Here is a 19,117-nt window from a genome sequence, read left to right on the forward strand (position 1 = left end):
CCGGGATCGGGCCGTCGCCCGCGCCCGGCATGTCGGGCGCCCATACGGCGAACCGCGGCAGTCCGGCCGCGTCGGCCTGGCGGATGATTTCGGCCGCGCAGTCGTCCCACATGCGGTGGTCCACCGGAAAGGCATGGACGAGCACGAGCGGCGCGGACTTGCCGTCGCCGTCGCGGTACACGTTGTTGTTCAGTTGAAAGGTCTGCAATGTCATATGGTTATGCATCTCGCTGTCATGCCCCGGCCGTGTTATCTTCCTAGCCATGCCAGTGCGCGGCGCACGATGTCGCCGTGGCCGTTGATCATCTGGCCGATGAACGTTTCCATCATGTCGCCGTGCGGGTCCACCCATTCCACGTCGAGCGTCTCGTCCTGTGGCTTGCAGTCACCGGCGATCGGCACCACGTAGCACAGGGCGATCGCGTGCTGGCGCGGATCGTAGTATTCGCTGACCCCGGGCGTGGGGAAGAATTCGGCCACGCAGAACGGCTGCAGGCTTTGCGGCAGGACCGGCAGCGCGATGTCGCCGAGATCCTTGGCGACGTTGCGGGCGATCGCCTCGCGCAGCGTCTCGTGGAAGAGCACGCGGCCGGTGATCAGCGTGCGCTCGATCGACCCGTCATCGGAGACGCGCAGCAGCGAGCCGACCTGCGCGACGCGGCCAAGATCGTCGGTGCGCACCGGCACGATCTCGACGTACGCGATCGGCATCTGCCTGCGGGCACGGTCGATGTCGGCCGGTCCGAGCCATCCCGGCGGGTTGCCGCGGCCGGTTCCGTGGATGAAATCCTCCGGCGTGATGTTGTCGAATTCCCCGCGGCGGCGGCCCGCGTCAAAGTCGCCCTCGTCGGGCACCTCATCATTCATGACTGGCATGTTTTCCATTATGACCCGCTTTCGTTGCGCGGCGCGCGACCGCCTCGCACAGCGAAACGCGACACACTGGCTTTTCGGCTTTGGGTGGAAGTTGTTGAGTGGTGCTGACATGCTGGTGTCAAGCTATGCCTATAGGGGTAATAGAGCATATACAGAGCATAAGGAGAACAAGAATCATGGCTACCGTTGCAGTCACCACCAAGGATTTCGAGCAGACGATCTCCGACAACGAGCTGGTGTTCGTCGATTTCTGGGCCACGTGGTGCGGCCCGTGCCGCGCGTTCGGCCCGGTGTTCGAGAAGGCGAGCGAGGCGAACCCGGACATTGTGTTCGCGAAGGTCGACATCGACGAGAACCAGGAGCTGGCCACCGCCGCCGGCATCCAGGCCGTGCCGACGCTGATGATCGCCAAGAAGGGCCAGGTCATCTTCAAGCAGGCCGGAGCGCTGCGCGCCTCCGATCTGGACGATCTGATCGTCCAGGCCCGCGGTCTTGACGTGAACGCCCAGGCCGAGCCGTCCGCGCAGGAGCCGTCCGCCGAGTAAGCCCGGCATTCCGCCGGTTTCGCCGTTCATCCGGCAAGCGGACTACACTGGTGAGCAGTGTGCCAGTCCACCGTCGTACGGCAAACCGGCAAGCATTATCCGATCGTCCAAGGAGCAATATGGCCAATCACCGCAGACAGACGCCCACGTTGGGGTCGTTGAGCAAGCGTCAGTGGATCAAGTTCACGGCGGTTGTCGCTGCAGTGGGCATGTTTGCCGGGGCCGGCTTCATCTCCCGCAATTTCTACATCGCCGAGCATCACGCCGCGACCGCGTCGTCGCAGGTGTCCTCGTATTCGGCAACCGACTCCGACGCGCTTGAAGTGTCCCGTGGCACGTCGCGCGAGGCGTTGCGCCATGCCGACAAGAACGCGTCCTATGTGACGGTGAAGGTCAACGGACAGTCGCGTACCGTGCTCGGCTATCATTTCACCGACGTCAAGTCCGTGCTTGACGCGGGTGACATTACGTTGGAGCCGGACGACAAGGTGAGCCCGTCGTTGACCAGCGAGGTCAGCGAATCCACGGTGATCACCATCGAGCGAGCCGGCACGCAGGTTGAGACCAGCCAGGAGCCGATCGCGTTCAACACGGTCAAGAAGGAGACCGACGACCTGCCCAAGGGCACCGAAAAGGTCGAAACGGAGGGCCAGAAGGGCGTGATGGAGATCACGAGCCTGGTCACCCGTTCCGGTGACACGGTCGTCTCGTCGAACGTGTTCACCTCGTACGTCAAGAAGGCTCCGGTCGACAAGGTGATCCTCGTCGGCACCGGCGTTGACACGACGGCCGAAACCGAATCGAACGCCGCATCCGACACCGCGTCCGTCATCGGCACCACTACGCCTGTGGGCGACATGCAGCAGTGGGCGCACGACTATCTGCTCGCGAACGGCTATTCGGAATCCGACTTCACAGCCACCGTGTACATCATCAGCCACGAATCCGGCTGGCGCGTGAACGCGACGAATGCGTCGTCGGGCGCGTACGGTCTCGCCCAGGCGCTGCCGGGCAGCAAGATGGCCTCCGCGGGCGCGGATTGGGCCACGAACTACCAGACGCAGCTCAAGTGGTTCTGGAGCTATTGCGCGGGCCGCTATGGCTCGATTCAGGGCGCGTACAACTTCTGGGTCGCCAACAACTGGTACTGATCCGCCACTGGGCGGGTGCTGAGCATATCCGCGCACGATTCGTCTGAGAGGCCATCGGCATGTCGCCGACGGCCTCTTGTCGTTTACGGCCCGGCTTCCCCCGCCTGCCGCGCCAGGCCCATTCGCCGTCGGGGGAAGCCGGGCCGCCCGCGCCGAAGTGCTACCGTAGTAGATTAATGCCCCCGTATCCGTTTCCGCTCCGAAGGAGGGCCGTCGCATGACGTTTAACCGATACATCGCGTTCAGAATGGTGCTGGAGATCGTGGGCGCGATCTCCTGCGCCGTGCTCGTGTTCGTCAAGAACGATCTGGCCGGGTTTCTGGTGACCGGCGTGATCGCGCTGTTGTGGATCGTCGGCGAGATCGTGGTGATTACGATGTTCAACCGCAGCAATCCGCGTACGGACGAACTGTCAGACCGTCACCAGTATGCGGCGGTGCGTTTCTCGTTCATGACGCTGGTCGGCGCGCTGACGATCATCGGATTCGCTGGCATGATCTCGTCGCTGGCGATGCACGCGCCGTGGCAGGTCAGCCCGATGCTGCTGCCAACGCTGGCGATGCTCGCACTGTCGCTGTCGGACGCGCGCTACCTGTGGCTGGAGTCCGACGGGCTGCATGGGGGTGACGATGAGGACTAGTCTCAAGCTGCGTCGCATGGAGCGCGGGATGAAGCAGTCCGATCTTGCGGATCTGGTCAACGTGCGGCGCGAAACGATCGGGCGTCTCGAGCAGGGCCAGTACTGTCCGTCGCTGCGGCTTGCGATGGACATCGCCAAGATTTTCGACACCACGGTCGAGGACCTGTTCAGTTTCGACGACGAAACCGACGCCCCCTCCCCCGCCAAATAATCCGTTCACTATGTGGTTATTGCGCCCCGCGATTCGCCTTCTTCGGCGTGTCGCGGGGCATTTTTGTCGGAATTCATACGGCGTTCACTCAGAATCGTTGGAATTCCAACGATTCGCACATAATCTACCAAAAAATCAACGTGTGCGGACATTGTCGCATCGCGTGATGCCGTTGTCACCTCGTGTGACGGCGATGTCACATACCCCCGTTCTGTCGGGAAACCGGGACTTGCCACGGTCGAAACGGTGAGTATAGTAATCGGCAGCACCAAGGAATTGGGGAAACTTGAGGACTTCGTGCTGATGCACAACAATGATTTGTGGAGGTTCATTATGAAGAAGAAGATCGTGGCCCTGCTGGCTGCCATCGCTACTGTTTTTGGTTTCGGCTTCGCTTCCAGCGTTGCCATGGCTGACGATTACGGCATCACCGGCACCGTGTCCGGCAGCGTCGTGACCCTGTCCGCTCCGGCTGGCACCTTCGCCCCGAACGAAGAGCTGTCCATCACCGTTGACGACACCTACGTCTCCAACGTCACCTTCGCTGCCGACAAGACCTACACCGGCAACGCTCACGCTGATGGCTCCGCCACCATCACCCTGACCCTGACCGACGCTGCTCTGGCCAACGGCTACACCGCGACCTACACCGTCAAGGGCCTGACCTCTGGCAAGACCTACACCGCTTCCGTGACCGCTCCGGCCACCGGCAAGGGCTCCGCTTCCGGCGCTGCCTCCGGTGCCACCACCGCTGAGACTGGTGCTGCCGTCGCTCCGTATGCCGTCGCCGTCGCTCTGCTGGCCGCTGCTGGCATCGCCGTCTTCGCCGTCCGCAAGACCTCCGTTCGCTGAATTCACTCAGCGTAGCTGATCTTCTCAAGACCCCGGGCTTGCTCGGGGTCTTTTTGTATGCCTTCCGCAATTTCTCCGCGATCGTTCAGCCAATTCCCGAGCGATCCGCCACGACACGAATAGTATGGTGAAATCATGAAAGTACTGTTTGTCTGCACCGGCAACATCTGCCGTTCTCCGATGGGCGAGCTGCTGCTCCCCCGCTATTTCGACGATCCGTCCATCACAGCCGACAGCGCCGGCACGCGCGGCCTGATCGACCATGAGATCGACCCGTCCAGCGCCAAACTGCTGGCGGCCGACGGCATCGACTCAAGCACGTTCCGTTCCAAGCGCATCACGCCGCAGCTCGCGAACGAGGCCGACCTGATCCTGTGCTTCGAGCCGCACCAGCGTCAGGACATCGCGACCATCGCGCCGCGTGCGGGCCGTCACACGTTCCTGCTGACCGACTTTGCGAACATGTGCACGTACTGCGCCCAGCAGGGCTATCTGGAGGGTTCCACGCGCGCCGAGCACCTCGCGTCGGTGATCGACAACGCGTCCATGATCCGCCCGATGCTGCCCGCGCCGCTGACGATCGAGGATCCGCACCGCAAGGACTTCCCCGTCTTCCAGAAGGCGCACGACCAGATCTGCCAGGCGCTGCACATCATCGCCAACGCCACCAAATAGCGCTACGGGTGTGTGCGTCCGACGACGCTGCCCGCCGGGCGCACACGCGCGTAACGAACACGCAAGAGACACGCAGAAGGCCCCTCTCCATGATCGGAGAGGGGCCTTCTGCGTGCTACTACGAGCGGCGCACGCCGTACGCGCGCCGCACCGCACAGACGCTACTTCTTCTTGGACGACGAGCGGCGCTTGCCCTTGCGGTGCTGCGTCGAATCGTCATCGTCGTAATAGTAGTTGCCGTAGCTGCTGGTCTTCTTGGTCTCCTTGGCGAAGTTGAAGACGAAGCCGGTCACGGTCACGCCGAGGTTGTCGAGCTGGGACGCGATGTCGCGCAGCTCGCGCTTGTCGGTCACGTCGCGGCCGGACACGAGCACGATGCCGCCGCCCATTGCGCCGAACACGGCGGCGTCGTTGGCGACGATCATCGGCGACGTGTCGATGATCACGTAGTCGTACTGGGTGAGCGCCTGGCGGATCAGCTCCTTCATGGTCTTGGAGTTGAGCAGCGCGGACGCGTTCGGCGGCTTCGGGCCGGCCGGCATGATGTGCAGGTTCGGCTTCCAGTAGCGCTGCACGACGTCCTTGACGGACGCCTGGCCGGACAGCACGTGCGCGAGGCCCGCATTGCCTTCGAGCGACAGCTTGTCGGCCACGGACGGGTGACGCAGGTCGGCGTCGATGAGCAACACGCTCGCGCCGTTCTCGGCGAGCGTCGCGGCGATGTTCACGGACGTGGTCGTCTTGCCTTCGTTCGGGCTGACCGACGAGATGACGATGAGTCGCGCGTTGCTGCCCTCGACCGGCGACGTGAACGACAAGTTGGTGCGCACGCGGCGGTACTCCTCGGCGATGGAGCTGCTCGGCGCGGACACGATGACCGGCACGGGCTGCTTGAGCGACTCGTCGTCGGGAATGCGGCCCATGATCGGCGCGTCGATGATCTCCTGCAGATCGTGCGATTCCTGCACCTTGGTGGACAGCAGGTCGCGGATCAACGCGACGAACACGGCGAGGATCGCGCCGACGACCAGGCCGATCGCCATGTTGAGCGCCACCTTAGGGGAGCTCGGCGAGGTCGGCTCGGTGGCCTGCTGCACGATCGTCAGCTTGACCGGCGACTTCTGGGAGGAGTCGTACAGCGAGTTCTGAACGACGCTCTGCAGCGATTTGGCGACCTCATTGGCGATGGTGGCCGACTGCTGCGGCGAGTCGTCCTCCACCGTGATGTTCACGAATGCGGTGTTGGTCGGGTTGGTGACGGTCAGCTGCTGGCCAAGCTGCGCGACGGTCACGTTCAGGCCAAGATCGTCGATGACCGGCTGCAGCACCGCTTCTGTGGTGGTCAGCGTCGGGTACGACTTGATCTGGTTGGAGATGTACGAGCTCGCGTTGTTGACGGAGGAAATATCCTCGCTGTTGGCGACGGTCTGGTTGTATGTGGCGAACGCCTGCGCCGTGGCCGAGTACTTCGGCGGCACGAGCAGCGTGTACGCGCACACGGCGGCGAACACCACGACGAACGTGATGATGGCCGAGATGAGATGCTTGCGGATGATGCGCAGCATATCCATGAGCGTGACGCCGCCGTCACGCTGCTCAACGGCTTCTACGGGCGCCTGGCCCTGTATTGGTTCGCTTTTTTCTGCGACCACGAGGCTCTCCCTCTTCAATCAGTGCACACAAAACGAAGTTAATCGTACCAACACTCCTGTACCCCCTACTCGACGCCTTCCACATATCGCCCCTTGCCTCACGTCTTCCACACATTCGCTTGGTACAGTGGCTCACGGAAATCGACCGGAAGGAACAATCCGAGCATGTCCTCCAATGCATCCGCAACATCAGCCGCATCAGCTGTATCAGCCGCGTCCACAGCGTCCACAGCGTCCGCCGGGCCTGCCGCGCCCACGCGAATCGCGCCGCTGCAATCCGGCGCACTGACGGAAACGGTGTCCCGCATCACCGTCACGACGTCCGATCTGCTGCTGTTCGCCGCCGTGGCGATGCTCCCGTTCGACGGCACCAAGCTTGGCGTGGCGCTGCCGTATTGGACGCCGATCTCCCCGTGGCTGTTCGCCGCGTACGCGATCGTCAACGCACGGTATCTGTGCAACACGATGCGGCGTTTCCTGCCGTTTTTTCTGCTGCCGCTATTGCTGGTGACGATGTCGTTCTACGGTTGGCGCACGATCGGCGTGCACCCGTCGGCGCTAGCCAAATCACTATTGTCGCTGCTGCTATGCCTGTCCTGTCTCGCCTCGCTTGACATTGGCATCCGTCTGAAAAAAGTGCCGCTGCGCACGCTGCTGACCACGCTGTTCGCCGCGTACGTGCTCGCGTTGGGCACCGGCATATTGCAGTATGTTTCGCTGGAGCGGAACTGGAATTGGCAGCCGGTGCGCGCGTATTTCTGGAATCTGATCTACCGGTATTATGCGTCGACCAGACCGCAGTTTTTGTTCGCCGAACCGAGTTATATCGGCATGCATGTGTTCGGCGTATTGCTGCCCGTGTTTTGGCTGACGAAGGACCGTCGCATCGGTGCACTGGTGCCGGTTTTCGCGATCGTCGCGATCGCGATGGGATCCGGCACGCGCATCGTGTTGGATTCGATCGTCGCGGCCTTTTTGTGGATGCTTGGCGCGGTGAATTTCCGTTCGCGCAAGGTCACGGCCGGATTCGTCGGCGCGCTGTGCCTGATGGCGGCCGGCTGCGTGAGTGCGCTGTTGTTCGACTCGCGGTTGAATTCGTTGGCGACGAAGGGATTATTGTCCGGGGACAATTCGATGAGCGCGCGTATTTTCCACATGCTCGCTCCCATGTGGGCTTGGAAGCACGACGTAACGCACCTGTTGTTTAGCTGGGGCGCGGGCAACATTTCGGACGCGGTGCGCACCGGCTATGCGGGCGCGCGGCGATGGTACGACGCGCATGGCGGCATGTCGAGCCAGGAAATCGACGGGTTGGCCAATCCTCCGGCCGACACGTTCACGATGAGCGCCTACGCGAGTTTTATCACCGAATTCGGCGTGCTTTGTTTCGTGGTCTTCGCGGTGCTGGTGCTGCTGCATATCACGCGGCATCATGCGTGGAACCGTCGGAACGTGTGCTGGCTGGTGCTGGTCGCGTATTTGTACGTGCAGTTCGAATCGTACGCGTTTTATGCGCTCCCGCTGTTGCTGTGGGCCGTTTCCCTGTATGACACGGAAACCACGAAAGCGCCGCGTCAGAGACACGTCAATAGACAGTCTGCGATTAGCTGATTCACCAGCCTTCCCTGCTGTCTTTCGTCCGTGAATTGGCATTGGATCGCGCGATAAAGCGAACGGCGATCGTATGAAATAATACGGAAATTGTCTTTTTCATTGCAATGGGTTTACACTGAAAAAGATAAATAATAATTCCAACTCGTCGTCTATTGATAAGGAGTTCAATATGGCTTCTCTGCTGCAGGGTTTTGAAGAGGTCAAGCTGGTCAAGCCGCTCGGCAAAACCGTGATGACCGTCACCGACAATGCCGTCCGTTTCAATAAGGCCACCGCCGAGGCGCTCGGTTTCCCGGCGCTCGTGAAGGTGCTCATCAACGACCGCACCAAGCAGATCGCCGTCACGCCGGCCACTGCCAAGTCCGACAACGCCGTGAAGTTCAGCAAGGCCGAAGGCAAGCAGGCCTCGTCGATCAGCATCAAGGACGCCACCATCGTGGCCGCCATAGCCCCGTACTTCACGCTGGAGGAGGCTCCGGAAGGCGAGATCGCCTACTCGTCCATCACCGGCACCCCGTACCAGAGCGACAAGGTCGTCATCTTCGACATTGCCGACGCGACCCCCGGCACCATGAAGCGCCGCGGCCGCAAGAAGGCCGCCTGATTTTCCGCCTTCTTCTCCGTCAACAAAGGGTGGTGGGACGTTCCGGAATTTCCGGAGCATCCCACCACCCTTTTTCATGGCGTGATATGCATCATGCACTGCACATCACACGAACGCAACGTTCCTAGGACCGCAATGTTCATAGCGCGATGCACGTATCACTGCACTGCGGTATCGCCGCTCTCCCCGGGAACGGGGACGTCGGTGGTGCCGTTGTCGGTCTCGCCGCTGTTGTCGGTACTATTATTCTCATCCCCGCCGGTGCTCGGTGTTTCCGGCTCACTCGGCGTTGACGGCACCGTATTGGCGTTCGAATTCGTCGAATTATTGGTGGAATTATTCGTCGAATTATTGTTCGTGGACGGCGTGCTCGGCGTCGTATTGGTATTGGTGTTCGACTGCGTATTCTGCTGCGTCTGCTGGTTGGCGGTGCCGTTGTTCGTGGTCGTTCCGGTGCCGGTTCCGTTCGAAGTGCCGGTACCGGTGCCATCACCCGTGCCATCGGTCGTCGTACCGTTGCCGGTACCGTCGCCCGCCGCCGCGGAATTCAGCGCTTCAATCGACGCGTTCACGTCATCGCTGGCGGTCTGCAATCCGCTCAGGGCCTTCTTCATCGCCGCCGTATCGGGCTTGTCCCGCTTGAGCAGCGCGTTCGCCACGTCGATCGCCTTCTGCAGCGCCTGCCGCGTCGCATCGTCCGCAACGTTGCCTTCACTGTCGGTCAGCAGCGTCTGCGCATCGTCGAACGCGGACTGCAGCTTCTTCTTGGCCGCGGTCCGGTCGGACTCGGTTTTCTTGTCGTAGCTGTCGGTCACGGCCTAGGTCGCGTTGGTGATCGTCTGCGCCGCATCCTTGGCGGTGTCGGTCGCCGTACGTGCCGCGGTGGTGCGCTGCACGAGTACGCCGACGCTCAGGTCGGCGTCACACTGTTTGACGTCGTCCATGTTCTGCGCGTCGGCGACGGCCTGCTTGAGCGTGGTCAGCGTGGACGCGTCGGCCACCTGGCTGGCCTTGTACGACTGTGCGGTTTTCGCGTCGGCGAGCGCGGTCTGCAGCGTTTTTGCCGCGTCACTGTAGTCGGAGTACGCGGCTTGGCACGCGGCGAGACGGTCGGCGTCGGACGTACCGTCGCGACGATTGTTCCAGACGACGACGCCGGCGACGAGCGCCGCGACGACGGCCACGGACGCGACCGCGGCGATAACGACCTTGGGGTTGAACGGAAGTTCGCGCGTGAGCGAATCGTCCGGTTTCACGTCGCTTTCGGTGGGCGCAACGACGGGCATACCGTCGACCTTCGCGAATTCGTCCGTGTTATTGAGCACAGTGCTGCTGATGTCCGCGTCATCGGGCTGCATGATCTGCGTCGCCGCGTCGTCGAACGCGCCTGTGCCGGCAGTGTGCGGGCCGGTTGCCGTGCCGCCGTGCACGGTTCCCGTTCCCGGGGTCAGCGGCAGTCCAGCGTTGGGGATCACCGTCGTCGGTTGGTCATTGATGTCTGTGGCGTCCGTCTGGTTTGCGCTGGTCGTATGATCGGCGACCGCCGGCATGGCCTGAGTCGGCGCATCGGCCGTCACATTCGCTTGCTTCGGATTGGTCTGCCCAGAATTCGGCGTGATCGGCAACGGGACCGTCGCGGACGGCACGTCCGGCACAGTCGTCGCCTCGGGCTGCGTCGTCTGCTCGTCCGCAAGCACACCCAACGGTGGAATCGGCGGCAGATCCGGCAACGACGGCTTCCGGCGAGCGTCCTCCTGCAGCGTCGGAGGCAAGGTGACGGTCGGAATTTCCACGGACGGAATGTCCGACGACAGGTCGACAGTCGACGTATCCAGCAACGGCGCGTCCAAATCCGGTCCTGCGACCGGCATGCCGTCATCCCCATCAACCGAGGGGAAGCTCAGATCAACGTCCTTTGCGGGATCCTCCCCGTCCTCGTCGGACGGACCCTGCCATTCATCATCCAGCACTGCAAACACCTATTCCATGTCTTACCGCGGCTTCGCCGCAACCCTACAACCTCCCGCCATCATACTATCCACCCCCTAACGCGCTGCGTATGCAGAGCAAACCAGCATTCCTTAATGTTTTTGCCTTGGTTTTCCGGCTCATCCCCGCGGATGCGGAGCAAACAACACGCCAAGGTCGAGTGCGCGGGACAGTGCCGGCTCACGCCCGCGGAATGCGAGCCTTTCCATCGTCCGCGACTCTATCGACAAGAGAGCAACATGGGATCGCAACGGCGAGAATCGCGCCGTACCTATTGGATACGTTGGCAGGGAGGTGGTCGTCGGCGTCCGGAAACGCGACTCACCAGATTGACAACATTTGCAGATATCCGTACGATAATTACCAAGAGATAAGCAAAGACGCTGCGAAGAGCACGACTTCGCTCCACCCGGAATGAGCCGGAACCAAAAGTTCAGGGCTTAGGTCGAGCTTTGCCCTCGAAAAGTGAATCCCCAGAATGCCAACGTACCCATTATGCAGGTGGCGCAGCAGCCGTCGGCGTAATGATAACGCTGGCATCACCGGACTGCCGAGAAACCGCCGAAAGACGAGGACCGAAGCAAGGGCAAGAAGCTACAGCTGTAGCCGCAGCGACAAGCGACGCGACGGCAACCGCCAAAACCCGGGCAACGGCCGAAATCCCAGGCGGCGATCAAATGCAGGCAGCAGCACAAGCAAAGGAGCATCAATGTACACCGGGCAACCATCGGATTCGAGGGAGGACGCCGTGCATCCGAGCCAGCAAGGCCCGCGCCACGCGCAACCCCACCGCCGTTCCCCCATCGCCAAATTCACCAAGAAGACCGTGGCCTGGCTCGCCGCAGCCGCCACGCTGTTCGGCGGCATGTCCGTCGCGACCATGTCGGCCAGCGCGGACACCGGCGTCACCGACAGCTACGCCAACACGCGCGGCAACGCCACGTTCGAAGCGGCCCGCGAAAAGTACGGTCTGACCGAATCGATGGCGGACGGCGCGATCCTGCACGCGTGGATGTGGTCGTTCAACACCATCAAGGAGAACATGGCCGCCATCGCCGAGGCTGGCTACACCTCCGTGCAGACCGAACCGATGAGCCACATCAAGGTGAACACTGCGAACGGCAAGAAGTTCACCGAAAACTGGTACTACGTCTACCAGCCCACGAACACGAAGATCGGCAATTTCGTGGTCGGCACCGAGGACGATCTCAAGGCGCTCACCACCGAAGCGCACAAGTACGGCGTGCGCATCATCGTCGACGTGGTCGCCAACCACTTCACCTCCGACTGGAACGCGATCGACTCCGATTGGCAGGACAAGAGCCTGTTCCACTCGCGCTCCAACTGCTCGGGCGCGAACGGCGACAACATTAACTATTCCAACCGCTGGCAGGTCACCCAGTGCCATCTGCTCGGCCTGTGGGACATCAACACGCAGAACCAGACCGCCGCGAACAAGATGAAGGAATTCCTCGTTCAGGCCGTCGCGGACGGTGTGGACGGCTTCCGCTTCGACGCGGCCAAGCACGTCGAGCTGCCGGACGAGCTGGGCACGCATTCGATCTACTGGGACACGATTCTGCAGAACGGCGCGCAGTACCAGTATGGCGAGGTGCTGCAGGGCGATTCCAGTCTGAACTACAAGGGCTACGCTGATCTGTTCACCAAGTATTCGAAGGACGGCGGCGGCAACACCGCGTCCAGCTACGGCCAGACCGTGCGCGCCGCGATCAAGAACGGCAACCTGAGCGCCGGCACGCTGAACAATCTCAGCAACGGCGGCGCGAAGAACAACCAGCTCGTCACGTGGGTCGAGTCGCACGACAACTATGCGAACGGCGACAAGGAGTCCACGTACCTGAACGACTACCAGCTGAAGATGGGCTGGGCGCTCGTCGCCTCCCGTCAGGCCGGCGCGCCGCTGTACTTCAACCGTCCGGTCGGCTCCGGCGGTTCGAACCCGCAGTTCGCGGAGAAGAGCCAGCTCGGTGACGCGGGCGACGACATGTGGAAAGACAAGTCCGTTGTGGCGGTCAACCACTTCCGCAACGCGATGGACGGCGAGGCCGAGTATCTGCGCAACTGCAACGGCCAGAACTCCTGCCTGATGGTCGAGCGTTACGTGTCCGACGGCAATCATGCGAACGACGGCGTGGTGATCGCGAACATGGGCGGCGACCAGAGCCTGGTCGGCTCGGCCACCACACTGGACGACGGCACGTACAAGGATCAGGTCAACGGCGGCAAGATCACCGTCGCGGGCGGCAAGATCACGGCCGGCACCGCCAAGGGCAACGCCGTGAGCGTCTACTATGACGCAGAGGGCTCCACCACCAAGGTCGCGTCCGTGTCCGCTACCGCGTCCAAGTCGTTCAGCACCGACACCACCACGGTCACGCTGTACGCGAAGAATGTGAAAAACGCCAAGTACACCACGTCCGAGGGCGAGTCCGGCTCGTTTAAGGACGGCGACACGATCGAGGTCGGCTCCTCCGTCAAGGTTGGCGGCAAGGTCACCGTGACCGTGACCGCCACGAACGCGGAGACCGGCGAGACGCTCAAGAACACGTACACGTACACGAAGACGGAGGTCGAGGCGCAGAATCTCGCCAGCCAGTACCAGACGAAGACGAACGCCGCGAAGAAGACCATCACGGTTGACGGCAAGACGAACGACTGGGACAGCTCGATGATCATCGCGCAGGGCGCCGCGAACGACGATCCGCGCGTGTACCGTCCGAACTCGATGTACGAGGTCCCGATCGATCTGTACACGCTGTACGGCACGTACGATGACGACAACCTGTACCTGATGTGGGAGATGACCAACGTTCAGGACGTGGTCGCGCCGAACGACAACTATCCGCTCACGCAGGGCACGCTGTTCAACAACATGAACGTCCCGTTCTTCTTCGCGTTCGACACGGGCGACAGCTCCACGCGCATCGGCAAGAGCGCGCAGCTGAACACCGGCGGCACGCTGTGGGATTCCGGCATCACCTGGCAGAACAAGCTCAACAAGGTGCTCGCGATCTCCACGAACGGCGCGAACGGCCCGTGGATCTACGGCGGCGACAGCGACGGCCTGAACGCGAACGCGCAGTACGGCCCGGCGGCCAACGCGAAGACCGAGACCGAGAAGTCCGGCATCGTGTTCAAGTACGGCCAGGGCATTCTGAGCTCCGCGGTCAACGGCATCGACGGCGCGTACGGCACCAACAACGGCCGCGTGCCCGGCGACATGAAGGCCGGTTCGAACGCGAAGTGGGTCAACTTCAACGAGAAGGGCCACAACTCCTCCACGATGGACTTCCACTATGAGATGTCCATTCCGCTGAGCGAACTGGGCACCGACGCGGCGAAGATCGCGAAGAGCGGCATCGGCGTGCAACTGGTTGCCACGATGGGCAAGTCCGGCATGGACTCGCTCCCGTACGATCTTGCGGTGAACGACAACGCCGATCTGGACGATTCGGCCGGCTCGCAGGAGAACAACAGCTTCGAGAAGTCCGATCAGGACAACTTCACGGTGAACTTCGCGCGCATCGGCGGTTCGGATGATTCCGGTTCCGGTGAGGATGACACGGTGAAGGTCACGTCCGTGACGGTTTCCGGCGACGGCGTGAAGTCCGGCAAGCTTTCGGCCGATCTGGCTGCGGGAGACACGACCGCGCAGCTGACCGCGACCGTGAAGCCGGACAACGCGACGAACAAGAAGGTCACGTGGAAGTCGTCCGATACGTCGGTCGCGACCGTGGACAAGAACGGCCTGGTCACGTTCGTGAAGGCCGGTACGGCGACGATTACGGCGACTGCCGGCGGCAAGTCCGCGACCGTTGCGGTGACCGTGACCGGCGAGAAGCCGGTGGCTGCGAACACGACCGTGTTCTACCCGAGCACCGGTTTCGGTGCGAACTCCACCTACCTGCACTACCGTGTGGCTGATGGCAAGTGGACTACTGCTCCGGGCGTGAAGATGACCGCGGCGTGCGACGGATGGGTCTCATACACCATCAAGGGCGCGAAGGAACAGCCCATCGAGTTCGTGGTGACCAACGGTTCCGGCCAGTGGGATAACAACGGCGGCCAGAACTACAAGGCCTCCGGCGCGATCATCGTGCTCAAGGACGGCCAGCTCGGCTCCGTGAGCCCGTGCGTGGCGACCGTCGAGAAGATCGCGATTTCGGGTGATGGGGTGAAGAACGGTGCTCTCTCGCTGAAGGTTGGTGAGTCCGCGACCCTGAAGGCTACGGTTTCTCCCTCCTCCGCGCAGTCCACGGCTCGCGTCTCCTGGTCGTCTTCTGATTCGTCTGTTGCGTCGGTGATGGGTACTGGTGTGGTGACCGCGAAGTCCACTGGCACCGTGACCATCACCGCCGAATCCGGCGATGTGAAGGCCACAGTCAAGCTCACCGTCACCAAGCCTGCTGAGAAATCTCCGATGACGGTGTACTATAAGCCAGCCTCCTCATGGAAAAAGACCACGATTGCCTATCGAATCAACGGCAAACTCACCCACGGTAACATGACTGCGACATGCGGTGGATGGATGAAGTTTATGATTCCCGATACGCAAGGATACAAAGTGAAAACAGCGTTCAGCAACGGAGCCGGCACTTGGGATCTGAATTCAGACGGCAACGGCTACTGGGGAACCGGAGACGTGATGAGCATTGCAGATAAAAAGATCTCTTCCTCTGCCCCGGAATGCACTGTTTCCAAATCTCCGATGACAGTATATTACAAACCGGATTCCTCATGGAAAAAGACTGTGATGTACTACCGCATCAACGGTAAACTCGCACACGCGGACATGACCGAATCCTGCGATGGCTGGTATTCATACAAGATTGCAGACACCAATGGTGCCAAGGTTAAGGTCGTCTTCACCGATGGATCCAACAATTGGGATGGATATCCCAACGGCTACTGGGGAATCGGAGATACTCTCGCTGTCTCTGACGGTCAAGTCATCGCCGACGTCACCCCCAACTGCATCGTCAAACAATAACCCATCAACTGTCATTTCGACTGAGCGAAGCGAACGGAGAAATCTTTCACTGCTTCCAGCTCCATAGATTCCCCCATTCCGCTTCGCTCCGCTCGAAATGACAAACCGTCCAACCCGGGCCGCTCCCAGAACTCAAGTTCCGAGAGCGGCCCATTTAAAATCACATCCTCGGCTCCCCTTGCCAGGGGAGCTGTCATGCGAAGCATGACTGAGGGGTAGTCCAAACCTACAACATCCTTTCAAAGGCGAACCCTAATATGCAATACCCAACCTGGCTGACCACCATCAGCAAGAAAACCGCCACATGGTTGGCCGTCACCGCCACCATGTTCGCCGGCCTGACCGCGACCACCGCAGCCACCATCCACACCGCCGAAGCCGCCACCACCCGCGACAGCTACTCCGACACCGTCGGCAACGCCACGTTCGAAGCCGCGCGCAAGCAGTACGGCCTCGCCCAGGAGATGCGCCACGGCGCCACGCTTCATGCGTTCATGTGGTCGTTCAAAACCATTCAGGAACATCTGCCCGAAATCGCCGAAGCCGGCTATACCTCTATCCAGACCGAACCGATTGTGGAGATCAAAGACAACCGCGAACTCGGCAAGGGACGCTGGTATCTCAACTGGTATTACGTGTACCAGCCAGTCAGCATGAACATCGGCAATTACGTGATGGGCACCGAAGACGACTTCAAAACCTTGTGCAAGGAGGCTCACAAGTACGGCATTCGCATCATCGTCGACTCGGTCTCGAATCACTTCACCTCTGATTGGGACGCGATCGACCCGGAATGGCAGAACAAGGCGTACTTCCACGCACAGAAGGCCATCAGCGACTACAACAACCGCGAGGACTGCACGCAGAACACGCTCTCCGGCCTGTGGGATCTCAACACGCAGAACGATTACGTGGCGCAGAAAATGCATGAGCTGCTTCAGCGCACGGTCGCCGACGGCGCGGACGGTTTCCGTTTCGACGCGGCCAAGCACATCGAACTGACCAACGAGTTCGGCGGCTCGCAGTATTGGAAGACGATTCTGCCAAACGGCGCACAATTCCAGTACGGCGAGGTCTTGCAGGATGCGAACGTGCGTGAAAGCGATTATGCGACCATGTTCGCAAACTCTGCGGTCGGCGGCGGTGGTATCACCACATCGAACTACGGTCACGAGGTGCGCAACGCGCTCAACGATCACAGCCTCAATACGCGTTTCTTCACCGATTACCAGGTCGAGACCGACCCCGAGAACATGGTCACGTGGGTCGAATCGCACGACAACTACTGCGACCGTCAGTCCGAGAAGCTCACCGACGATCAAATCAAGCTCGGCTGGGCCGTGATCACCGCGCGCAAGAACGGCATGTCGTTGTTCTTCAGCCGCCCGTATGCGTCCGGCGGCACGCAGGAATGGTTCTCGGAGAAGTCGCATATCGGCGACGTCGGCTCCGACCTGTGGAAGGATCCGGAAGTTGTGGCCGTGAACCACTTCCGTAACCAGATGGAAGGCGAAGCCGATAATCTGAGCAACTGCGGCAACGACGGCTGCATTATGGTCGAACGCTACGTGAGCGACGGCAACTCCGCGAACGATGGCGTGATGGTCGCCGCGGACGAGGACGGCGGCACGTCGCTGGTCGGCCAGTCGGTCAAGCTTGACAACGGCACGTACACCGACGAAGTCACCGGTGCGACGATCACCGTGTCCGGCGGCAAGATCACGGCCGGCTCGATCGCGAACAACCAGGTCGCCGTGTTCTACAATCCGACCGTCAAGCACACGAAGATCTCGTCCGCCGAGGCGATGCCGAACACCGGCGAGTTCGAAGACACGCTTGATGTGACCATGCGTTCGTTCAACATGAAGAACGCCACCTACACCACGTCCGAAGGCGATTCCGGCGCGCTCACCGACGGCAAGATCGTCACGGTCGGCAGCAAGACCAAGGGCGGTTCCAAGGTAACCGTGGCCGTGAAAGGCACCGGCAACAACGGCAAGGCCGTGTCGCATACGTATTCGTACACGAAGACCAAGCAGATCGACGTGACATCGGTCGCAATCTCCGGCGACGGCGTGAAGAACGGCGCTCTCAGCATGAATCTCGCCAAGACGACGTCCGCGCAGCTGACCGTCACCATCACGCCGAGCAACGCATCGGCCAAGACCGTGACGTGGAAGTCGAGCGACGAGTCCGTAGCGACCGTGAATACGGACGGCGTGGTGACCGGCTTGAAAGCCGGTACGACGACGATTACTGCGACCGCCGGTGGCAAGTCCGCTGCGTTGAAGCTCACGTTGACCGGTGAGATTCCGACCACCGCAATGACGACCGTGTACTATCCAACCACGAACGGCTGGGCCGGCTACTACCTGCATTACAAAGTCGGCAACGGTGTGAACGGCAAGTGGGATTCCGATGTGAACGGACGCGTGAAGTTTGAAGAGGCGTGCGACGGCTGGGTCAAGGCCACGGTGCGCACCGACGGAGCGCAACTCGAGTTCGACATCACCGACAACGGCAACAGTTGGGACAACAACGGCGGCAAAAATTATGTGGCGTCTGGTTCCACCATTGTGGTCGAGAACGGCAAACTCGGTACGGTAATCCCCTGCAAGGCCACACCCGACCCTGATCCGGAGCCTGAAAAGCCGACCGTGGAAAAGATCACCATCTCCGGCGACAAGCTTTCCAATGGCAAGCTGAATCTCACCGTGGGCGAAAGCACCACGTTGAAGGCTACCGTCACACCGGAAAGCGCCTCCTCCGCTTCCCTGTACTGGTCTTCGTCTGATTCGTCTGTTGCGTCGGTGATGGGTACTGGTGTGGTGACCGCGAAGTCCACTGGCACCGCGACCATCACCGCCGAATCCGGCGATGTGAAGGCCACAGTCAAGCTCACCGTCACCAAGCCTGCTGAGAAATCTCCGATGACGGTGTACTATAAGCCAGCCTCCTCATGGAAAAAGACCACGATTGCCTATCGAATCAACGGCAAACTCACCCACGGTAACATGACTGCGACATGCGGTGGATGGATGAAGTTTATGATTCCCGATACGCAAGGATACAAAGTGAAAACAGCGTTCAGCAACGGAGCCGGCACTTGGGATCTGAATTCAGACGGCAACGGCTACTGGGGAACCGGAGACACACTCACTGTCACTGGAAGACAAGTCATCGCCAACGTCACACCTAACTGTATCTCCAAACATCAATAATCACTAACCAACAATAATCAATCGGGCCGCTCCCAGAACCCACATTCCGTGAGCGGCCCGATTACAATTTCTGTCA

15 protein-coding genes are annotated in these 19,117 nt (G+C 61.1%); 10 read left to right on the top strand and 5 right to left on the bottom strand.

Annotation, left to right across the window (positions count from 1 at the left end; translation table 11 throughout):
- Both BBIA_RS07790 and BBIA_RS07795 read right to left on the bottom strand, forming a co-directional pair.
- The coding region (locus tag BBIA_RS07790) for an alpha/beta fold hydrolase (RefSeq protein ID WP_035138238.1) at positions 1-214 on the bottom strand (214 nt) is incomplete at its 3' end.
- A 35-nt stretch (positions 215-249) separates the two neighbouring features.
- A complete protein-coding gene (locus BBIA_RS07795; protein WP_033495860.1) occupies positions 250-876 on the bottom strand; it encodes an NUDIX hydrolase family protein in 627 nt (208 codons plus the stop codon).
- A 176-nt stretch (positions 877-1,052) separates the two neighbouring features.
- Here BBIA_RS07795 and trxA point away from each other — a divergent pair, with 176 nt between their 5' ends.
- The 6 genes from trxA (at position 1,053) to BBIA_RS07825 (ending at position 4,950) form a co-directional block, all read left to right on the top strand.
- Positions 1,053-1,421 carry a thioredoxin gene (gene trxA / locus BBIA_RS07800; RefSeq protein ID WP_033495828.1) on the top strand — a complete coding sequence of 123 codons (369 nt, stop codon included), beginning with the start codon at positions 1,053-1,055 and terminating at the stop codon, positions 1,419-1,421.
- Positions 1,422-1,540: 119 nt separating this feature from the next.
- Entirely contained in the window at positions 1,541-2,572 is a 1,032-nt protein-coding gene (locus BBIA_RS07805) for an aggregation-promoting factor C-terminal-like domain-containing protein (RefSeq protein WP_033495830.1), read from the top strand.
- Between the two features lie 217 nt (positions 2,573-2,789).
- Positions 2,790-3,212, top strand: coding sequence for a hypothetical protein (locus tag BBIA_RS07810; protein WP_033495832.1), 423 nt, complete (start codon positions 2,790-2,792; stop codon positions 3,210-3,212).
- A complete protein-coding gene (locus BBIA_RS07815) occupies positions 3,202-3,423 on the top strand; it encodes a helix-turn-helix transcriptional regulator (protein ID WP_081892161.1) in 222 nt (73 codons plus the stop codon). The genes BBIA_RS07810 and BBIA_RS07815 overlap by 11 nt, the downstream gene beginning before the upstream one ends.
- A gap of 333 nt (positions 3,424-3,756) precedes the next feature.
- Positions 3,757-4,275 (top strand): hypothetical protein, encoded by a 519-nt coding sequence (locus BBIA_RS07820; protein ID WP_033495862.1) that lies wholly within the window; start codon positions 3,757-3,759, stop codon positions 4,273-4,275.
- A 135-nt stretch (positions 4,276-4,410) separates the two neighbouring features.
- On the top strand, positions 4,411-4,950 hold the full coding sequence (locus tag BBIA_RS07825) for an arsenate reductase/protein-tyrosine-phosphatase family protein (RefSeq protein ID WP_033495836.1): 540 nt from the start codon (positions 4,411-4,413) through the stop codon (positions 4,948-4,950).
- 161 nt (positions 4,951-5,111) lie between these two features.
- On the opposite strand, the gene BBIA_RS07830 is transcribed toward BBIA_RS07825, so the two are convergent.
- Complete coding sequence (locus BBIA_RS07830; protein WP_081892178.1) at positions 5,112-6,521, bottom strand: tyrosine-protein kinase domain-containing protein; 1,410 nt, start codon at positions 6,519-6,521, stop codon at positions 5,112-5,114.
- Between the two features lie 246 nt (positions 6,522-6,767).
- On the opposite strand from BBIA_RS07830, the gene BBIA_RS07835 reads away from it, so the two are divergent.
- Together BBIA_RS07835 and BBIA_RS07840 are read left to right on the top strand one after the other, a co-directional pair.
- Positions 6,768-8,213, top strand: coding sequence for a hypothetical protein (locus BBIA_RS07835; protein WP_238548470.1), 1,446 nt, complete (start codon positions 6,768-6,770; stop codon positions 8,211-8,213).
- 172 nt (positions 8,214-8,385) lie between these two features.
- Entirely contained in the window at positions 8,386-8,820 is a 435-nt protein-coding gene (locus BBIA_RS07840; protein ID WP_033495840.1) for a hypothetical protein, read from the top strand.
- Positions 8,821-8,978: 158 nt separating this feature from the next.
- Here BBIA_RS07840 and BBIA_RS14265 read toward each other — a convergent pair whose 3' ends face one another.
- Both BBIA_RS14265 and BBIA_RS07850 read right to left on the bottom strand, forming a co-directional pair.
- Entirely contained in the window at positions 8,979-9,635 is a 657-nt protein-coding gene (locus tag BBIA_RS14265) for a hypothetical protein (protein ID WP_033495842.1), read from the bottom strand.
- Positions 9,636-9,638: 3 nt separating this feature from the next.
- The gene (locus BBIA_RS07850; RefSeq protein WP_033495844.1) at positions 9,639-10,790 is read right to left on the bottom strand and encodes a hypothetical protein; all 1,152 of its coding nucleotides are present in this window, start codon (positions 10,788-10,790) and stop codon (positions 9,639-9,641) included.
- A 728-nt stretch (positions 10,791-11,518) separates the two neighbouring features.
- Here BBIA_RS07850 and BBIA_RS13405 point away from each other — a divergent pair.
- Complete coding sequence (locus BBIA_RS13405) at positions 11,519-15,820, top strand: Ig-like domain-containing protein (RefSeq protein ID WP_051923901.1); 4,302 nt, start codon at positions 11,519-11,521, stop codon at positions 15,818-15,820.
- A gap of 257 nt (positions 15,821-16,077) precedes the next feature.
- Complete coding sequence (locus BBIA_RS13410) at positions 16,078-19,041, top strand: Ig-like domain-containing protein (protein WP_051923902.1); 2,964 nt, start codon at positions 16,078-16,080, stop codon at positions 19,039-19,041.
- Positions 19,042-19,117 lie beyond the last annotated feature (76 nt).

The organism is Bifidobacterium biavatii DSM 23969 (assembly GCF_000741165.1).
GTDB lineage: Bacteria > Actinomycetota > Actinomycetes > Actinomycetales > Bifidobacteriaceae > Bifidobacterium > Bifidobacterium biavatii.